The following is a 16,079-nucleotide window of genomic DNA, read 5'->3' as shown; positions in this document are numbered from 1 at the left end:
CCGGGAGTCACCGATGCCCTTTTCCCTGCTCAAGTACGGCCTGTCCTCCGAGTATCCGGCCGAAGTCGACCTCCCTCCGCCCACGGAGCTGAAGTCCCGCTACGACGTGGTCATCATCGGCGGCGGCGGGCACGGCCTGGCCACCGCCTACTATCTGGCCAAGTATCACGGCATCACCAATATCGCCGTGCTGGAAAAGGCCTACCTGGGCAGTGGCAACACCGCACGCAACACCGCGGTGATTCGCTCCAACTACCTGACGCCGGAAGGCGTGCGCTTCTACAGCGAATCGGTGCGCATGTTCCAGGGACTGTCCAACGAGTTCGACTACAACATCATGTACTCGGAACGCGGCCAGCTGACCCTCGCGCACACCGATTCCACCGTGCGTGCCTTCCGCCAGCGCGCCGAGGTCAACACCCACTTCGGCGGTCGCACCGAGATGCTGGATCGCCAGCAGATCCGCGAGCTGGTACCGACCCTGAATCTGGACCCCGGCCACCTGCCGGTCATGGCGGGCCTGTGGCACATCGATGGCGCCACCGCGCGGCATGATGCGGTCGCCTGGGGATACGCCAAGGAAGCCGCCAAGCGCGGCGTCGAGATCCATCAGCTCACCGAGGTGCAGGACCTCGTGGTCGAAGGTGGCAAGATCCGCGCCGTGAAGACCAATCGCGGCACCGTGCAGTGCGGCTGCGTGGTGCAGGCGGTGGCCGGGCACAGCTCGGTACTCGCCAGGAAAGCCGGCTTCACCATGCCCATCATCAGCTACCCGCTGCAGGCGATGGTCACCCAGCCGTTCAAGCCGTTCCTCGATCCACTCGTCAGCTCCTCGGCCCTGCACTGCTACGTGCAGCAGACCAGCCGTGGCGAGGTGGTGTTCGGCGGTGGCTCCGACCCCTACCCGCTCTACAACACCCGCTCGACGCTGGACCTCAAGGAAAGCCTGATCGCCGCGGCGCTGGAGATGTTCCCCTTCCTGTCCCAGGCCCGCCTGATGCGCCAATGGGCGGGCACGACCGACATGACGCCGGACTACAGCCCGATCATGGGCGAGAGCCCCGTCGAGAATTACTACCTGGATGCCGGCTGGGGCACCTGGGGCTTCAAGGCGACGCCGATCTGCGGCAAGACCATGGCCGAGCTGGTCGCCTCCGGCGGCAAGACTCCGGACCTGATTGCCCCCTTCGCGCTGGAACGCTTCGCGCGCTTCCGTCAGGTCAACGAGATGGGCGCGACTGCCGCCAGCCACTGATGCCTCGCGCTGGCTCGCGCTGGCTCGCGACGGCTCGACCGACAAGGCTCGATGACTGTCCGGGAATGCGCACCCCACGCTGGATGTACAAGAACAACGGTCAAGGATTTCCGCGATGAAGATCATGCCCTGCCCACTCAATGGGCCCCGAAATATCAGCGAATTCGTGTATGGCGGCGAGCTTGCCGACATGCCAGACCCCGATACCTGCAGTGATCGCGAGTGGGCCGACTACGTCTTCTTCAGCGACAACACCGCCGGTGTCGTCACCGAATGGTGGATGCACGCGGCCTCCAGCTACTGGTTCCTCGCCGAGCGTCACACCGTGACCGACGAGATCCTGCGCACCTTCGACCCCTCCGAGCGCTTCACCCAGCGCGTGGAGTTCCCACTGCACACCACGGATAGCTCGGGAGAACGCGCATGAACGCCAGAGTCCCCATGACCCGAGGCGCACGTCTGCCGGCCCCGATGGGCCGACTGATCGACCGTGACACGCCCGTGACCTTCAGCTTCGACGGCAAGAGCTATCAGGGCTTTGCCGGCGACACCATCGCCAGTGCCCTGGCCGCCAATGGCCGCTGGCTGCTGTCGCGCTCCTTCAAGTATCACCGCCCGCGTGGCGCCCTGACCTTCGCCGGCCAGGACGCCAACACCCTGGTGCAGTTGCCGGATGAGCCCAACGTGCTGGGCGATGAGCGCCAGATCAGCCCGGGGCTTGAAGTCACCGCCCAGAACGTCTCTGGCAGCCTGGACAACGACCGCGACATGCGCCTGGGCAAGTTCTCGAAATTCATGCCGGTGGGCTTCTATTACCGCGCCTTCTACAAGCCCAAGGGCGTCTGGAAGTACTGGGAGCCGCTGATTCGCCGCAAGGCCGGGCTCGGGACGCTGAATCTGGACGTACGCGGCGACTATCACGACAAGGCCTATCTGTTCCATGACGTGGTGGTGGTAGGCGCCGGCCCGGCCGGCATGACGGCCGCGCTTGAGGCAGCCGAGGGAGGCGCGAGCGTACTGCTGGTCGAACAGGGCCGCCTGCTCGGCGGTGCCTTGACCTACGCACGCTTCGATGCCGAAGGACATGAGGCCAGCCAGACGCTTGAGCGTCTCGGCGCGGCCGTCACGGCGCATCCGCGCATCGACGCGATGACCGAGGCGACCTGCAATGCCTGGTTCACCGACAACTACCTGCCGGTGATCCGCGGCAAGCGCCTCTACAAGGTGCGGGCCAAGGAGTGCATTCTCGCCAGCGGCGCCTTCGACCAGCCGGTGGTATTTCGCAACAACGACCTGCCGGGCATCATGCTCGCCAGTGCCGCCCAGCGCCTGATGCAGCACTATGGCGTGTTGCCGGGCAAGCAAGGGGTGGTGATCACCGGCAGCGATGATGGCTATCTGGCGGCGCTGGACCTGATGGAGCACGGCGTCAACATCGTCGCCCTGCTCGACATGCGCGCCCAGCCCGATGATGAAAGTCTGGCCGATGCCGTCCGTCACTGTGGCATCGCCCTGAAGCTCGAGCATGCCATCTTTGAAGCGCAAGCGGAGAAGTCGCTGCATCACGTCACGGGCGTCGAGGTACGCAGGATCGTCGCGCGCGGCGAACTGGCCGCCGAGGGGGATGTGATCCCCTGTGATCTGGTCTGCATGACGGCGGGCTACATGCCGGTCTATCAGCTGGCCTGCCAGGCGGGTGCCAAGCTCTCCTATCTGGATGACGATGCACGCTTCAGCCTCAGCGGCCTGCCGGCACACCTGCACATGGCGGGCTCCGCCAATGGCCTCTATCACCTCAAGGACGTGATGGCCGATGGCCAGCGTGCCGCCAAGTCTGCACTGGCCGGGCTTGCCGCCGCAGGCAAGGTCGTGGATGTCACGCCTGAGGCGAATGAGCCGGCGGCCATCACGCCGTCACGACCCTTCCGTCAGCATGGCTGGCCGCTGTTCGCGCACCCCAAGGGCAAGGAATTCGTCGATCTGGATGAAGACCTGCAGATTCGCGACATCCTCAATGCCACCCGCCACGGCTATCGCGACATCCAGCTGGTCAAGCGCTTCTCGACGCTGGGCATGGGCCCGTCCCAGGGCCGTCATTCGGCACTGCCGGCCGCGCGTCTGGTCGCCGAAGCCACCCAGCGCACCGTCAGCGAAACCGGCGTGACCACCGCGCGTCCGCCCTTCGTGGCCGAACCGCTGCCGTTGCTGGCCGGTCGCAGCTTCGACCCCTACCGCCAGACGCCGATGCATCAGCGCCACCTGGATCTGGGCGCCACCATGATGCCGGCCGGCCACTGGGCGCGCCCGGCCTTCTATGGCCGCCCGGAGGAGCGCAATGACGCCATGCAGAACGAGGCACTGGCCGTGCGCAATGGCGTGGGCCTGATCGATGTCTCGACCCTGGGGGGCATCGAGCTGCGCGGGCCGGACGCCGCCGAACTGCTCAACCGTCTCTATACCTTCGCCTTCCTCAAGCAGCCGGTAGGCCGCACGCGTTACGCCACCATGGCCAACGAGCAAGGCGTGATCATCGATGACGGCGTGTCGTGTCGCCTCGGCGAGGAACATTTCTATGTCACCGCCACCACCAGCGGCGTGGACCGGGTCTACCAGCAGATGCTGAAGTGGAATGCCCAGTGGCGGCTGGATGTCGATATCACCAACGTCACCACGGCCTGGTGCGCCGTCAATCTGGCCGGCCCCCGAGCCCGCGAGGTGCTGAGCAAGGTGTGCCGCGATATCGACCTGAGCCCCCAGGCCTTCCCCTATCTTGAGCTGCGCACCGGCCACATCGAGACCGAGCTGCTGGCCACCACCGGCAGCATACCGGCACGCCTGCTGCGGGTCGGCTTCGTCGGTGAGCTGGGCTACGAGATCCATGTGCCGAGCCGTTTCGGCGAAGCGCTGTGGGACCTGCTGATGCTGGCAGGCGAGCAGGCCGACATCCGCCCCTTCGGTGTCGAGGCCCAGCGTCTGCTGCGTCTGGAGAAAGGCCATATCATCATCGGTCAGGACACCGATGGCATGAGTCATCCCGGTGAGATCGGCCTTGAGTGGGCGGTCAGCCACAAGAAGCCCTTCTGCGTCGGACGGCGGGCGATCGATATTCTTGCCGCCCAGCCCCAGACCCGCAAGCTGGTCGGCTTCATGCTGCCCAAGGACAGCCCGCAACCGCTGGAAGGTCAGCTGGTGCTCAGCGGAGGTGAGCAGAGCGCAGACGCCGCCAAGCCCGGCGGCGACATCACCGGCAACGTGACCTCGTGCGAGTACAGCGCGACGCTGGGTGCCATCATCGGCCTGGCCTACGCCGGACTCGACAGCAGTACGCCCGGCAGCAAGATCACCATCCGCACGCAGGGCGACGTACTGGTCCAGGCCGACGTCGTCGCATTGCCCTTCTTCGATCCCGAGTCTGCCCGCCAGGAGCTGTGAGATGACGACAACCATGACGAACACGCTGGGCGGCGCCCTCCCGCTTGCACGCTGTCCACTGCCCGAGAGCCTGGTCAGCCCGATGACGACCGCGACGGCAGATGTCTCGACGGCGGCCCTCAGCCACTGTGCGCTCGCCGACATGAGCGCCCTGGGACGCGCAGGCGTTCGTGGCCGCGACGCCGCCGATTGGCTGGCCGCGCTGGGCTTCACGGTGCCGGGCACGCCCAATGCGGCAACGCTTCAGTCAGATGGCAGCTGGCTGGTCAGACTGTCAGTGGGCGAGTTTCTGCACCTGGCGCCGGCCATCCCCCCACAGGCGGGAGTGGCCGAGCTGCCGCTCATCGCACAGGCGGATGAAGCGCTGGCCCAGGGCATGCGCGTGCATTCCCTGCCACGGCGTGATTCCCACGCCTGGTTCAGCCTTAGCGGCAGCACCCTGCCCGCCCTGATGGCCAAGCTGTGCGGGGTGGATCTGCGCAGCGAGGCCTTCCCGCCGGGAAGCGTCGCCCAGACCTCGGTGGCACGCACCAATGCCATCATCGTCAATGCGGGGAGCCTTGCGTGTCCCTGCTTCCACCTGCTGTTCGACATCGCCTCCAGCCACTATCTATGGGGCGTCATGCTCGATGCCATGCGCGAATACTCCGGCGAGAAAGTGACAGCCGCTGCCCTGCTGGCCCATCATCACGGCTAGCGATTGCGGCGCGACATCGGTATCCGCCCGCGGATGCCTCTCGCTTTATCACCCGCTCCCCGTCGCTGCCTGACCCACAGGCCGCGACGGGGACGCTGCGTTTCGCCAACCGCCTGTCGTACGTTGCCAAAGGAACCAGGTATGTCCGATTCCCAAGTGTCGCTTTCCAGCGGGCAAGATGTCGCGAGCGCCCCGACAGCACTTTCCTCGCTCGCGGCATCGCGCGAGAACGATTACACCGTGCCGGCGCTGTTTCGCGGGCTGAGAATCCTCGAGATGTTCAGCAGCAGTCGCAAGGTGCTGACCACCAACGACTTCGCCGAGGAGCTGGGTACCAGCAACTCGGCCATCTACCGCATCGTCATCACTCTCACCGACATGGGCTATCTCAAGAAGATCGCCCGCAATACCTATGAACTGGGGCCACAGGTCATCTCGCTGGGCTTCAGCTATCTGGCCAGTCGTGACCTGGTCGAGGTGGTCGCACCCCACCTGGACACCCTGCGCGACCAGACCACCATGTCGTGTCACTTGAGCGTTCGCGAGGGCACGGATGCCATCTATCTCTACCGCGCCTTCGCCGCACAGCGCATGTCGGTCAACATCCCCATCGGTTCCCGTCTGCCGTGTCATGTCAGCGCCATGGGGCGCATTCTGCTCACGGTACTGGGCGAGGATGAACTGCAGCAGCTCTACCGCCAGATTCGGCTGGATGACTACCCGCCGCCGGCCCCCCAGAATCTGCCTGCCCTGAAGGATGCCATCGAGGAGGCCCGCCGCCAGGGGTGGGTGGAGAGCCGCTCCGACTACGCCACCGCCATCGCCACGGGACTGTATGACCACACCGGCCATCTGGTGGGTGCCATCAATATCTCGGGCCCTGATGCGATGATGGCCGATGAGCGCCGGCGCCTGCTGTTGCGCGGCGCGCTGATGGACTGCGCCCGCCATATCAATCATGAGCTGGGTGGCCTGCACCGCCGCTGACGCCGTGTCCGTCTGTGCGCGGCTTGTTCATCCCTGGCCCTTCATCACCCCTCTTGTTTCCGCCTCCTTTTCCTATCCTTTGCCCACCTTTCCACCGCCGTTCGCCCTGGAACACGAGAAGGCCCGCCAATTGGCGGGCCTTCTCGTATCAGATGCTGGCAGGGCTCATCACGCTCTGAGTCATCAAATTCTGCGCCTCTGAATCATCAGACTCTGAGACTCCAGCACCTGGGGTGCGGGCTCAACGCGTCGCCCCCTTGAGTACCGCAGCCGAGGCCGCTGTGCTCGCCTTGCCGGCGTGCCCGGACACATTGCCTTCCCCCTGTGACGGCGAGGACATGTTGACGAATTCCGGGTAGGCGCCCATGCCGCATTCGTGCATGTCCATGCCTTCCAGTTCCTCTTCCTCGCTGACACGCAGGCCACCACAGATCTTCTTGATGACCAGCAGCGCCACGAAGCTTGCGCCGAACATCCAGGCGAAGATGATCAGCGTGCCCAGGATCTGGGTACCGAAGGCCGCCTCCGGATTGGAGAACAGCACCGCCATGATGCCCCACAGGCCTGCGGAACCATGCACGGAAATCGCACCGACCGGGTCATCGATCTTGAGGCGATCAAGCCCCACCACCGACAGCACCACGATGATGCCGCCCACCGCGCCGACCAGTACCGCAAGGCCGGCAGACGGCAGCAGCGGTTCCGCGGTGATCGAGACCAGACCGGCCAGGGCACCGTTCATCACCATGGTCATGTCGGTCTTGCCGAACATGGCGCGTGACAGCAGCGCCGCGGCCACCATGCCCGCAGAGGCCGCGGCATTGGTGTTGACGAAGATACGCGCCACGCTGTTGGCATCATCGAGACTGGCGATCTTGAGCATCGAACCGCCATTGAAGCCGAACCAGCCCATCCACAGGATGAACATGCCGAGCATGGCGATCGGCAGGTTGGCACCCGGGATGGCACGCACCTTGCCGTCAACGCCATAGCGACCCTTGCGCGGACCGACCAGCAATACCGCCGCCAATGCCGCCGCCGCGCCCGCCATGTGCACGACCACCGAGCCCGCGAAGTCCTGATAGCCCATCGCGTCCAGGAAACCGCCGCCCCACTTCCAGTAACCTTCCACCGGATAGATGACCGCGACCATCACCACCGCGAAGATCAGGAACGGCCACAGGCGCATGCGTTCCGCCACGGCCCCCGAGACGATGGACATGGTCGCGGCGGCAAACACCGCCTGGAAGATGAAGTCCGCCATGCTGGAGTAATAGGCGGCGCCTTCGCCAGCACTGATGTCGCTGAGGGTATTGTCAGCGCCGAGCATGAACGACAGCCCCGGAATCACGCTGCTGATGGCGTTGTCACCGGGATACATCACGTTGTAGCCCACCACCAGGAACACCAGACAGGCGATACCGTAGAGCAGCGCATTCTTGGTCAGGATCTCGACGGTATTCTTGGAGCGCACCAGCCCGGATTCCAGCATCGCGAAGCCGCAGGCCATGAACATGACCAATGCGGTACACATCAGGAAGTAGAACGTATCCAGCGCGTAGCTGAGTTGCAGCACATCGATATTCACCAGCGTTTCCCCTTTGTTGTTATCCGCAAGCGCTTTGGTCAGTGGCTTGCGATCCATTCCCTGTCACGCCCTCGGCGCCGAGAGTTGTTTGCCAGAAGCGGTTTGCCGAGAGCGTGGCCTAGACTGCTGCCTGCGCCGTCGCTTCGGCGTTGGTCGCGACGCTTGCCTCGCGGGCTTCCAGCCACTCGAGCACGCTGGGCAGATAGCGCGTCAGTCCCTTGTAGTCGATCAGCTCCGCCGGCAGGGTCTTCAGCACCTTCAACAGCCGCGTCTGCCAGACCGGGTTGGTACACAGGTCTTCCAGACTGATCAGATAGGTGCGGATACCGAAGAACAGCGCATGACTGCGCGGCATGCGCACCAGCGTCTGCAGCTCGACCCGCAGATGCACATCACGGCCAGCATTCTCTGGCGTGATGGTGGTGCGATCACTGCCCCACTCGGCGTAGGTCTCCGGGGAGCTGTCCATGCGCGGATGGATGGTCATGGTCCAGTTCAGGCGCCGCACCGGCCCGCCGACCTGGATGGCGCACAGGTATTTGAGCGCGCGATCGAATACGCCCATCTCATGCGCCAGCGGCACCGGGCCATGCCACTGCTTGAAGCTCATGCCGGCATCGAAGGCCAGTGACCAGTCCGCCGGACAGGTGATCATGCCGGCGTCCATGAACAGGTCACCGTCGCGCTGGTCGAGCAGCGCGATATCGCCCTGCATCTGACGGCCGATATAGTCCAGCGGCGGCAATGGCAGGCTGGCGTCATCGCCCATGCAAAAGGCCTGCTCCAGTCCCAGCAGATGGTTGCGCCACACGCAGTCATCGCCGTCGCGCTCGAAACCGAAGGCCTCGGGATAGTCCCGGGCGTAATGCGTCATCACGAATTCCAGGAAGTCCCAGGCGGCCGGCTGCATGTGCGGCATCACCAGACAGCGTCTGGGGTCCTTGGCCAGCACCCGCTCACGCTCGGCGATCTCGCTCAGATAGTGCTCATCGATATCCAGCATGTGCTCGGTGATGGAACCCGGCTTGCCGGGCAAGGTATGCGGCTCGATATTGACCGAGTAACGGTACTCATCTTCCGGGAACGGGAAGGGAAAACGCTGGATGGCGTGATCGGAATTCTTGAAGGTGAACAGACCATGGAACGCCTGGTCATCTCGCGGGGAAAATTGCATGTTCCTGCTCCTTGGGGGTCCATCTCGCGAAAGACGTATTCAGAGATCCAGCACCAGCCGCTGGCTGCGTGCCCGGGAAACGCAGGGCATCACGCAGCGCTGACTGGCCCGCTCCTGTTCATCGAGGAAGGCATCACGGTGCTCCGCCTCCCCCTCAAGCATCTCGACCCGACACTGCCCGCAGACGCCGCCACGACACAGGCTCGTCACCTCGACACCGCTGCGCTCCAGCGCTTCCAGCATCGACTCCTGGGCGCCGACCGCCACTTCCACGCCGCTTGTACGTGCCACGGCTGTGAAGGGAGTTCCCGGTTCCGGGGCGGCAAAGACCTCATGGTGGATGCGCGCGAGACTCCAGTGCAGCTCGCGCGCCGCGTCCTTCACGGCATCGATCATGGCCTGCGGGCCGCAGAGATAGACGTGCGTGCCGGCGGGCTGACGCGCCAGCAAGGCCTTCAGATTCGGGCGTTCGAGGCGATGCTGAGTGATGTTGCCACTCGCCAGATAGGGCGCGGCCTCCGGGAAGCGGGCGACGTCGAGGTCCTGGCTGCGCAGGTGCAGCTCCCAGCTGGCGCCACGCCGCTCAAGCTCCGGCAGGTAGGAGAGAAACGGCGTGATGCCGATGCCGCCTGCCAGCATCAGGTGGTGGCGCGCCTGCCAGTGCGGCAGAAACAGGTTGGCCGGCGGGCTGAGTTCCAGCTCGTCACCGACCTGCACGCGGGAATGGATGGCTTCGGAGCCACCACGCGAGACCGGCTGACGACGCACAGCGATGCAGTAATGCGAGGGATCATCCGGCGGACTGATCAATGAGTAGGCGTTGCGACACACCCGCCCCTCTCCCGGGATGCCCAGCACCACATGACTGCCCGGCGAGAACGGCGTGAAGGGGGAAGCCTCATCGGCAGGCACCAGAGTGAGACGGCGCACGCTGCTGCTGAGCTGATCGACCGCGGCGACCCGCGCCTTCATGAAGCGAGACATGGTGCCACCTCCTCCTGTGGGGGAATCTCTCCCGGGGCTTCCGCATCGATTCGCACGCCCATGTAGGCGCCGAGACGCTTGGAAAAATGATCACGCACTTCCAGCATCAAACCGCAGCCATCACAGGCTGCCGGCGAGTGGATGACATGCTCACTGACCTGCTGACAGTGCACGCAGAACACATGCCGCCCCAGGGCAGCGACCGGCAACATCAGCATGTCATCCAGCAGCAGCCCCTGCTGCTGAGCCAGATTGGCGACCTGCCACACGAAATGCTCACTGCCGATGATGACCAGACACCCCGCGACACCGATCTCGCTGATGGCGCCGACCAGTGCGTCGCAGGCCTTCGGGCGGTCATCGACGTCGTACCAGCGATGCAGACGGGCGTTGTCGGCGGGGCCCGTGGGCAACGCCTCTGTTGCCGGGGCGGATTGCACGGCGCCTCCCACCTCGCGGCTGCCGAGCTGATCGAGCAGCGTACTGATCAGCTGACAATGCATCTGCAGCTGCTGACGGGCGTTGCCCGCCGCCTCACCAGTGCCTGGCAGGCTCTCGGGAGACTGGCACGCCACCAGATAGCGTTGGGCATCGGGCAGCGCCTCGATGCGTGGATAGTGTTGCCGACTTCGAATCCCGGCAGTGACAGAGGATGATTGCGGGCTTTTCATGACACGACCCTGCTCTGAGAAATTGTCCTTGTTGTAATGCCGCCGTCTTGACGATGACGTGCATCCGACTACCACTCCATTTCTTGAGCATATTTCGTGCCATTGACGGCAAAATCATTACCCCACATACCCGACAAAATCGCCTGAAAACCCCGCTTCATATATGAACAATCAATCGAGACATTCGCGCACCAAAACAGAACACTTAGCTCAGGAGAAACGGCTTGTATTCACCATTATTGACCTGATTCAATCTCACCCCACAAGCCAACCTCTACGCCTGACATCTTTCTCATGAAATAACCACAAGATCCTGAAAGAATGGAAAAATTCTGCCTTGTGAAAATCACGACCTTTCAATCATAACGACACTACGGGCTTCTCCATCATCAGCATTCTGACGCGCTTTCTCTTGCATGATATTGGCCGGATTCCTTGACTGGACTCAGCACAAAACAAAGCGCCTCACCGAAGAGGTGAGGCGCTCTAATGACTCGATGTAATCAGGTCAAATCTTTCTACATCAACCGGAGCAGAGTTCTTGTCATTGCGACAGCTTTCCTGGACAACATTGCGGCGAACTTGCTGACAAAATTCTCTGCATCTTTGCCATGACAATCATGCGCAATGGCAGCCATGCACAATGGCACACGCACAACAAAGATCGTGCCATCAGTAACCGCCCTGGCCCGGCACCCAGTTGGTGCCCGCCAGCGGCACCCGGGCCATGGCCGCGGCTTCCACGTTCAGAGCGACCAGATCTTCCGGTTCCAGATGATGCAGGTGCGACTTGCCACAGGCACGTGCCAGGGTCTGGGCTTCCAGCGTCAGCACACGCAGGTAGTTGGCCAGACGCTTGCCGGCTGCGACCGGGTCCAGTCGCTGGCTCAGCTCCGGGTCCTGGGTGGAGATACCGGCCGGGCACTTGCCATCCTGGAAGTCGTCATAGAAACCGGCGGCGGACCCCAGCTTCTGATACTCATCGGCATAGCGCGGATGGTTGTCACCTAGCGCGATCAAGGCGGCGGTCCCGATGGCCACGGCGTCGGCACCCAGCGCGATCGCCTTGGCCACATCGGCGCCGTTGCGAATCCCGCCGGAGACGATCAGCTGCACCTCACGGTGCAGGCCCATCTCCTGCAGTGCCTGCGTGGCCTGGGGGATGGCGGCCATGGTCGGGATGCCGACGTGTTCGATGAAGACATCCTGGGTGGCGGCCGTGCCGCCCTGCATGCCATCCAGCACGATGACGTCCGCACCGGCCTTCACCGCCAGCTTGACGTCGTAGTAGGTGCGGGTCGCGCCGATCTTGACGTAGATCGGCACCTGCCAGTCGGTGATCTCGCGCAGTTCGGCAATCTTGATCGCCAGGTCATCCGGGCCGGTCCAGTCCGGGTGGCGACAGGCGCTGCGCTGGTCGATGCCCTGCGGCAGCGTGCGCATGCCCGCGACCCGCTCGGAAATCTTCTGGCCCAGCAGCATGCCGCCACCGCCGGGCTTGGCGCCCTGGCCGAGCACGACTTCAATGGCGTCGGCCTTGCGCAGGTCGTCCGGGTTCATGCCATAACGTGACGGCAGATACTGATAGACGAGGCGCGAGGACTGGCCGCGCTCTTCCGGGGTCATGCCGCCATCGCCGGTGGTGGTGGAGGTGCCGATTTCCGAGGCGCCACGGCCCAGCGCTTCCTTGGCCTGGGCGGACAGGGCACCGAAGCTCATGCCGGCGATGGTCACCGGCGTGCTGATCACGACCGGCTTCCTGGCATGGCGCGTGCCGAGCACGACTTCGGTCTCGCACTTCTCGCGATAGCCTTCCAACGGATAGCGCGACATGCTGGCGCCGAGGAACAGCAGGTCATCGAAATGCGGCACCTTGCGCTTGGCGCCCCAGCCACGGATATCGTAGATTCCCGTCTCCGCCGCCCGCTGGATCTCATGGATGACATCGCGGCCGAAGGTCGCGGATTCCCGCAGTGCCGGGTTGTAGGGCTGTGTTTGAGTCTCGTCGGTCATGTTGAGCATCCTGATCAGTAGGCTGAGGCGTTGTCGACCTTGAAGTGATAGAGCTGACGCGCGGATCCATAACGCGTGAAGCTGGCCGGGTCTTCATCGATTCCGGCACTCGCCAGCAACTCCGCCAGTTCTTCCAGGTGCTCGGCACGCATGTCCTTGGCGATGCAGTCCGCGCCCAGCGATGCGACCGTGCCCTTCACGTAGATTCGCGCTTCATAGAGCGAATCGCCGAGCCCTTCACCGGCGTCGCCGCAGACCACCATGCGTCCCGCCTGGCCCATGAAGGCACTCATGGCCCCGATGTTGCCCTTGACGACGATATCCACGCCCTTCATCGAGATGCCGCAGCGCGCCGAGGCGTTGCCTTCGATGATCAGCAGGCCGCCGTGGGCAGTCGCGCCCGCGGACTGGGAGGCATCGCCCTTGACCCGCACGCAGCCGGACATCATGTTTTCCGCCACCCCGACCCCGGTGTTGCCGTGGATGGTGACGCTGGCCTTCTGGTTCATGCCCGCGCAGTAGTAGCCCGCATGGCCATCGATATCGACACTGATGTCGTCATTGATGCCGCAGGCGATGTTGTGGGCGCCGTCGGAATTGACCACTCGCCACTCACGCGCGTCCTTCAGGGTGTCGGCATCGTGCAGGGCCTGGTTCAATTCGCGCAGCCCTTCAACGGCCAGATCGTGTGTCTTCATCATTACGCGGCCTCCGAACGGGCGGTGTCTTTTTCCCACAGATACAGGCGGCCGGGTTCCGGCTCCCACACGCGGGCATCCTTGATGCCCGGCAGACTGGCCAGGGCACGGTATTCCGAGGCCATGGCCACGTAGTCATCGGTCTCGGCGATCACGGCAGGCTTGCAGGCGATCGGGTCACGCACCACGGCGAAGCCATCACGTGTGCCGATGGTGAAGGTGAAGAAGCCATCAAGGTCCTTCAGGGCGCCGGTGATCGCGGCTTCCAGGCTGTCGCCCTGCTCCAGACGCCAGGTCAGGTAGCCGGCGGCGACTTCGGAATCGTTGTCGGTCTCGAAGCTGATGCCTTCACGCTTGAGCTTGGTGCGCAGCCAGTTGTGGTTGGACAGCGAGCCGTTGTGGACCAGGCACAGATCACGCCCGGTGGAGAACGGGTGGCTGCCCTGCAGGGTCACGGCGCTTTCGGTCGCCATGCGGGTATGGCCGATGATGTGGCTGCCCTGCATGCCCTTGAGGCCATATAGGCTGGCGATATGGGCCGGCAGGCCCACCGCCTTGAGGATCTCGATGCTCTGCCCCACGCTCAGCACGCGAATCTGCGGGGCGCTGTCGGCAAGCCAGCCGCGCACGGCACTTTCTTCCCCGGCGATCTTGAATACCGCGACACTGGCATTGCTGAACCAGTCCGCCACCGTGCCGACCTGCTCGCCCAGGCCCTTGGCGATCGCCTCCCAATCCTCATCGGCACCATCGCTTTGCAGCGTCAGCTTGATGCCAGCGTCAAATTCATCGCCATAGATGGCGAAGCCGGCGCTGTCCGGGCCGCGATCGGTCATCGCGATCAACATCGGCTCGAACAGCTCCCCCAGGCGCGATTCCAGCGCCGGGTTCTTGAGATAAAGCCCTACGATTCCACACATGGTGATGTCCTCTCACGGGCAGGAGGCGTCTCCTGCCTGATGTCTTGAGCGTGGTGGTGACAGTGGCGACCCTCGTCTGGCATGCCCCGCGAGATCCGCGAGCGCCGCCGGATGAGATCAGAAGAATTCGGCGTAGCGCTGGACTTCCCAGGCACTGACCTGTGCGTTGTAATCCAGCCATTCCTCGCGCTTGAGGCGCATGAACTCGGCGCAGATTCCCTCGCCCAGGCTCTCGCGCAGAATGCTGTCCGCCTCGAGCGCATCGATGGCCAGCGAAAGATTCTGCGGCAGCTTCTCGATGCCCTTCTCGGCGCATTCGCTCGCGGTCAGCGAGTAGAGATTGATGTTGTGGGGCGTGCCCGGGTCCAGCTTGCGCGCCACGCCATCCAGCCCCGCCGCGATGATGGCGGCGTGCACGAGATAGGGGTTGCAGCCGGCGTCCGGCAGGCGGAACTCGAGGCGACCATAGGGCACACGCACCATGGCCGAGCGGTTGTTGTCACCGTAGGCGATGAAGACCGGCGCCCAGGTCGCGCCGCTGGTGCTGCCACCACCGACCAGACGCTTGTAGGAATTGACGGTCGGCGCGGCAAAGGCACACAGCGCCGGGGCATGTGCCAGCAGTCCGCCGAGGAAGTGGTACGCCAGCGGCGACAGACCCATGCCCTGGGCGTCGGAGTCATCGCCGAACAGGTTGCGGCCGGTGTCATCACACACGGACAGGTGGAAGTGCATGCCGTTGCCCGGGCGGTCCGCCAGCGGCTTGGGCATGAAGGAGCACACCATGCCCAGGTCATTGGCGATCTCGCCGGCGGCCATGCGCACGAAGGTGAAGCGGTCTGCCGAGGTCAGCGCATCGCTGTAGGTGTAGTTGATCTCGAACTGGCCGTTGGCGTCCTCGTGATCGATCTGATAGACGTCGAAGTCCACCGCCTGCAGCGATTCGACCAGGCGCTCGAGGAATTCACGCGAACGCGACAGGCCCTTGTAGTCGTAGCAGGGCTTGGCGAGGGTATCGCTCTCGTCCACCGGCAACAGCTCACCCGCTTCCCCCCGGCGGAACAGCGAGAATTCCGGCTCCAGCCCGCTATTGAGCGTCCAGCCCTTCTCCTTCAGGCGCTCCAGCTGCTTGAGCAGCACCACGCGGCTATCGTTGGCGAACGGTTGCCCATTGACGTAGCCATCACAGGCCATGCGTGCATAACCCGGCTGCCACGGCACCAGCGACAACGAGCTCAGATCACCCCGCGCCATGAAGTCCGGCCCCTCCGGCGACATGCCGAGACCACTGACGGCGAAGCCGGCAAAGCCGGCGCCCTTCTCGACCACATCCATCAGGCAATTGGCCGGCACGGACTTGGTCTTGGCAGCGCCATGAATATCCACGAACTGCGCCAGCAGATAGCGAATGTCGTGATCCTTGATGAACTGTTGCGCGTTTTCGGGTGACATCTGGGTTTCCTCTGAGAGCGGACCGGGTTCCATCTCCCTCGACACTGTCTGCCACCCCGGGAAACCTGACCCCTTGTGGTGACTCGCCACGTCAAGATAGCGGATGAAACGAGTTTTTGTGATTCCTGCTGGTCAACTTTATTTCCCTCAAAGAAAAGCATGCAGCATGCCATTTCGCCAGTTGCCGCCCAGAACTTTTCACCAACCT

General features: G+C 63.9%; 13 protein-coding genes. 5 read left to right on the top strand and 8 right to left on the bottom strand.

Annotation, left to right across the window (positions count from 1 at the left end):
- Window positions 1-13: 13 nt before the first annotated feature.
- The 5 genes from HA399_RS07235 (at window position 14) to HA399_RS07215 (ending at window position 6,371) form a co-directional block, all read left to right on the top strand.
- Entirely contained in the window at window positions 14-1,255 is a 1,242-nt protein-coding gene (locus HA399_RS07235) for an FAD-dependent oxidoreductase (protein WP_192838123.1), read from the top strand.
- 115 nt (window positions 1,256-1,370) lie between these two features.
- Window positions 1,371-1,682 carry a sarcosine oxidase subunit delta gene (locus tag HA399_RS07230; RefSeq protein ID WP_054555966.1) on the top strand — a complete coding sequence of 104 codons (312 nt, stop codon included), beginning with the start codon at window positions 1,371-1,373 and terminating at the stop codon, window positions 1,680-1,682.
- Window positions 1,679-4,687, top strand: coding sequence for a 2Fe-2S iron-sulfur cluster-binding protein (locus HA399_RS07225; protein ID WP_404326632.1), 3,009 nt, complete (start codon window positions 1,679-1,681; stop codon window positions 4,685-4,687). Before HA399_RS07230 ends, HA399_RS07225 begins: the two co-directional genes overlap by 4 nt.
- A 1-nt stretch (window position 4,688) precedes the next feature.
- Window positions 4,689-5,384 carry a hypothetical protein gene (locus HA399_RS07220; protein WP_404326630.1) on the top strand — a complete coding sequence of 232 codons (696 nt, stop codon included), beginning with the start codon at window positions 4,689-4,691 and terminating at the stop codon, window positions 5,382-5,384.
- Between the two features lie 141 nt (window positions 5,385-5,525).
- A complete protein-coding gene (locus HA399_RS07215) occupies window positions 5,526-6,371 on the top strand; it encodes an IclR family transcriptional regulator (RefSeq protein ID WP_107334959.1) in 846 nt (281 codons plus the stop codon).
- Window positions 6,372-6,612: 241 nt separating this feature from the next.
- Here HA399_RS07215 and amt read toward each other — a convergent pair whose 3' ends face one another.
- The 8 genes from amt to glnT form a co-directional block, all read right to left on the bottom strand.
- A complete protein-coding gene (gene amt / locus HA399_RS07210; RefSeq protein WP_404326628.1) occupies window positions 6,613-7,959 on the bottom strand; it encodes an ammonium transporter in 1,347 nt (448 codons plus the stop codon).
- 118 nt (window positions 7,960-8,077) lie between these two features.
- The gene (locus HA399_RS07205) at window positions 8,078-9,133 is read right to left on the bottom strand and encodes a heme-dependent oxidative N-demethylase family protein (RefSeq protein WP_404326626.1); all 1,056 of its coding nucleotides are present in this window, start codon (window positions 9,131-9,133) and stop codon (window positions 8,078-8,080) included.
- A 39-nt stretch (window positions 9,134-9,172) separates the two neighbouring features.
- Complete coding sequence (locus tag HA399_RS07200) at window positions 9,173-10,117, bottom strand: PDR/VanB family oxidoreductase (protein ID WP_404326624.1); 945 nt, start codon at window positions 10,115-10,117, stop codon at window positions 9,173-9,175.
- Window positions 10,102-10,788: a dimethylamine monooxygenase subunit DmmA family protein gene (locus HA399_RS07195; protein ID WP_404326623.1), complete on the bottom strand. Its 687-nt coding sequence runs from the start codon at window positions 10,786-10,788 to the stop codon at window positions 10,102-10,104. Before HA399_RS07195 ends, HA399_RS07200 begins: the two co-directional genes overlap by 16 nt.
- Before the next feature lie 672 nt (window positions 10,789-11,460).
- Window positions 11,461-12,801, bottom strand: a complete 1,341-nt coding sequence (locus HA399_RS07190) for an FMN-binding glutamate synthase family protein (protein WP_213114087.1) — start codon at window positions 12,799-12,801, stop codon at window positions 11,461-11,463.
- Window positions 12,802-12,815: 14 nt separating this feature from the next.
- Window positions 12,816-13,502 carry a protein glxC gene (locus HA399_RS07185; protein ID WP_225996411.1) on the bottom strand — a complete coding sequence of 229 codons (687 nt, stop codon included), beginning with the start codon at window positions 13,500-13,502 and terminating at the stop codon, window positions 12,816-12,818.
- Complete coding sequence (locus HA399_RS07180; protein ID WP_077377084.1) at window positions 13,502-14,419, bottom strand: glutamine amidotransferase family protein; 918 nt, start codon at window positions 14,417-14,419, stop codon at window positions 13,502-13,504. The genes HA399_RS07185 and HA399_RS07180 overlap by 1 nt, the downstream gene beginning before the upstream one ends.
- 117 nt (window positions 14,420-14,536) lie before the next feature.
- A complete protein-coding gene (glnT, locus tag HA399_RS07175) occupies window positions 14,537-15,871 on the bottom strand; it encodes a type III glutamate--ammonia ligase (protein WP_404326621.1) in 1,335 nt (444 codons plus the stop codon).
- Between the last annotated feature and the right edge of the window lie 208 nt (window positions 15,872-16,079).

Source organism: Cobetia sp. UIB-001 (assembly GCF_044789135.1).
GTDB lineage: Bacteria > Pseudomonadota > Gammaproteobacteria > Pseudomonadales > Halomonadaceae > Cobetia > Cobetia amphilecti.
The sequence above is the reverse complement of the archived record's forward strand: the minus strand, read 5'-3'. Positions and strand labels throughout refer to the sequence as shown.